The sequence below is a fragment of the Coleofasciculus sp. FACHB-712 genome (assembly GCF_014695635.1).
GTDB lineage: Bacteria > Cyanobacteriota > Cyanobacteriia > Cyanobacteriales > FACHB-T130 > FACHB-T130.
Map to the genome: position 1 here is coordinate 1 of NZ_JACJOQ010000643.1, position 3061 is coordinate 3061.

The window sequence follows — 3061 nt, forward strand, 5'->3', positions numbered from 1 at the left end:
CTGACGCAGGACGCGATCGCCCATATAGTGAATTTCTAATGGCGGTTTTTCTAACTTTTTCTTTTCGACGGCAACTTCAGTCGTCATAGCATTCTGGCTCGCAGATACAGCTTTATGTTTAAGGGTGGAGTTTTTTTATCTTAACAGTTCTCAGTTGTTAGCTCCCTTACGGCTTAACTCCCTTACACTCGTCTTCCAACGCCTACTTTCATCAACAACGCGCCGAACGCGGTAACATAAATTTTTCTCCCTCTGCTGCAAATTTCCCCCTCACCATCAGCACCGTCTCATCAAACGTGTGGGGAAATGCTGTGATATCTCCTAGATCCAAAAGTTCAGGACTAAAGTATATCGTCACGTCTTCAATGGTTTGGGGTATTCTGTTGATAATTTCTTTCAATGGGCATATCTGCGTTGCCACGATATCAAAAAGGTGGAGTTGAGTCTCTTTTATCTCCATGCAAGCGATTAAATCCAAATCTTCTGCATAATATATAGGGTGACTTCCTTCATTAAAGCAAAATACGGCTTTTTCTTTCACAACTCCAACAATATTAGAAACTGGTATCCGCGTTTCTAACAGTCTATGTAGCAATTTTAAATCTTTGTCGTTATCAAAATTCAGTATTCTAAAACCATCCCTGCTACTTTGGGACTCCCCTCTAATTTTAAACACGTATTCTTCGAGTTTCCGAAAGCCAAAAGGCGTATAAAACTCCGGGTTCGGTGTTGTCAATACCAGCGCTTCATAGCGTTTATCGCAATATTCCAGCACCTCCTCCATCACTTCGCGGTAGTAGCCGCGTCTGCGAAATTCTGCCCGCGTGCAGACTCCATGTATTCCCCCCACCGTCACCCTTTGTCCCATAATTTGCATAGGAATTTCTAACACTCCTATATGGGTAATAGCTATGTCCTCATGGAAGCGAATAAAAGGAGTCGAAGCCTCTTCCCAAGATGCACCTAATTTTCTCCCGCATTCTGCCAATTCCCCTATTCCAGAAAATACGATTTCAACCAAGTCAAACAACTTATTACTTAAACTGGAGTCAGTAGAGAATGAGCGTTTAAAACGATACTGATTCATAACTTAAGCATAATTATCAACACTTTATACTACAAATACTACAACACCTTAGACTTTCAAGGCAAGTGGGAGCAGTTTGGGAGAGTAGAATCTAATGCAGCTCTAATAATCTATTCTTCAAAGAATCGAACGCCCATGCTATAAACTCTCTGATGATGGCTGTGGTTGAAGAGGAAATTCGTGTTTAAATTTCTGAGCAAACTAGACTACCTGCTGCGCGAAACCTTCCTGGGATTGCGGCGTGGAGGTTGGATGAATTGGGCGGCAATCAGTACCGTTACTGTTTTGCTGTTTTTATTCGGCATGAGTTTACAGGCATCTTGGCAGCTTGAGCGTTTGCTGACTCAATTCGGCAGCCAGTTGGAAGTATCTGTATATTTAGATCCCGGAGCGCGGGTGGAACTTGTTGCCCCAATCGTGGGAAAAATGCCAGAAGTGGTCGATGTAAAAACTATTTCCAAAGAGCAAGCTTGGGAATCCTTGGTCAAAGAGCTGGGAATGTCAGAGATTGATGGTGCCACCCAGCAACTCGAAGGAAATCCTCTGGTGGATGAGCTGAAAGTCAAGGCGCGGACTTCTGAGGCAGTACCTGTCTTGGCGCAGAAGCTGGGGAAAGTGCCAGGGGTAGATGACGTGCAGTATGTCGATGAGGCGGTACAACGGCTGGCTCAGCTCAATAAAGGTTTGAGCTATGTCAGTCTTACGATCACTACTGTCCTAACGATGACCGCAGTTGCAGTAATTACCACAACGATTCGCCTGATTGTGATGGCCCGACGGCGTGAGATCGAGATTATGCAACTGGTGGGAGCAACGACCGCTTGGATTTATCTACCGTTTATATTACAAGGCATTAGCTTTGGTTTAGTTGGGGCAGCGATCGCTTGGGTTCTGATTAGCACGATTCAGCGTACTTTGAGCAATTTGTTATCAGCCCAACCCGATTTTATTCAATTTCTGGCGAACGGACTGCAATTAAGCCCTCTCCAAGTTTTAATGTTGCCACTGATTTTGCTTTGTTTAGGCGGTTCAGTCGGCTTAATGGGAAGTTTGTTTGCTGTCCGCCGCTTTGCTTTGCGATAGTTGGCAGTTAAAACTCAAAAATCAAAACTAAAAATTAAAAATTTTTATGGCATCACAATGGGAACGTTTGCTGCAAAATTTAGGGGAATGGCAAGGTTCATTTACCCGTCTCTCCCCTACTGGAGAATTACAGGAAGATACTCCTACCGTTGTTTCCCTAGAAGGTCTAGACAATAACCACACCATTCGCCAAATCATCCGCCGCTTACCACCTGGTCAACCCCCAGACGAGAAAGTTCTCGAATATAGTTCCTTAGGAAAAAGCGTTCTATTTTTTGAAAATGGATCTTTTTCCCAAGGTTCGATTCAACTCGCTCCTTTTTCCGAATTTGGAGCTGAACTTGGCTTAATTGACGGCAACCGGCGTCTGCGTCTGGTGCAGATATTTAATCGAGACGGTCAATTAGATAAAGTCACCTTAATTCGAGAAAAGCTAGCTGGTTCAGATGTTCCGGAACGACCGCATTTAACTCTAGACCAACTGATAGGAGAATGGCAGGGAGAAGCAGTAACAATCTATCCAGATTATCGCTCACCCGATACTTATTCCACCAAGCTCAAAGTTGATTATGAAGAGAGTGGAAACATAATTCAGCAATTGAGCTTTGGCGATCGTATCTTTACCTCAACTGCAAGAATGAACGGTAACATTCTCCGCTTTGAGCAAGGTTCCCTACCCGTTCAAGTGTTGTTCTTACCGGATGGTGCCTCTTGCAATTGTCCGCTGCAAGTAAAAACGGGTCAATCTTTTGTTCTAGAAGTAGGTTGGTTATTGAAACCTGATTTGCGTCAGCGAATGATTCGCCGCTATAGCGATAAAGGGGAATGGATTAGCCTTACCCTAGTTACAGAGCGTAAAGTGTGACAAACAAAGTTAATCGCACAGAAGCA

3 protein-coding genes and 1 pseudogene are annotated in these 3061 nt (G+C 43.9%); 2 read left to right on the forward strand and 2 right to left on the reverse strand.

The genetic code is table 11. From position 1 onward, the window contains the following. Together H6F50_RS27385 and H6F50_RS24140 are read right to left on the reverse strand one after the other, a co-directional pair. A pseudogene (locus tag H6F50_RS27385) lies at window positions 1-87 on the reverse strand (peptide deformylase); the annotation flags it as partial. A gap of 124 nt (window positions 88-211) precedes the next feature. Beyond that, window positions 212-1087 (reverse strand): GNAT family N-acetyltransferase, encoded by an 876-nt coding sequence (locus tag H6F50_RS24140; RefSeq protein ID WP_190430635.1) that lies wholly within the window; start codon window positions 1085-1087, stop codon window positions 212-214. Between the two features lie 180 nt (window positions 1088-1267). Between H6F50_RS24140 and H6F50_RS24145 the strand changes: the two genes are divergently transcribed. After that, entirely contained in the window at window positions 1268-2170 is a 903-nt protein-coding gene (locus H6F50_RS24145) for a permease-like cell division protein FtsX (protein WP_190430636.1), read from the forward strand. Between the two features lie 46 nt (window positions 2171-2216). Continuing rightward, window positions 2217-3035 carry a DUF3598 family protein gene (locus H6F50_RS24150; protein WP_190430637.1) on the forward strand — a complete coding sequence of 273 codons (819 nt, stop codon included), beginning with the start codon at window positions 2217-2219 and terminating at the stop codon, window positions 3033-3035. Window positions 3036-3061 lie beyond the last annotated feature (26 nt).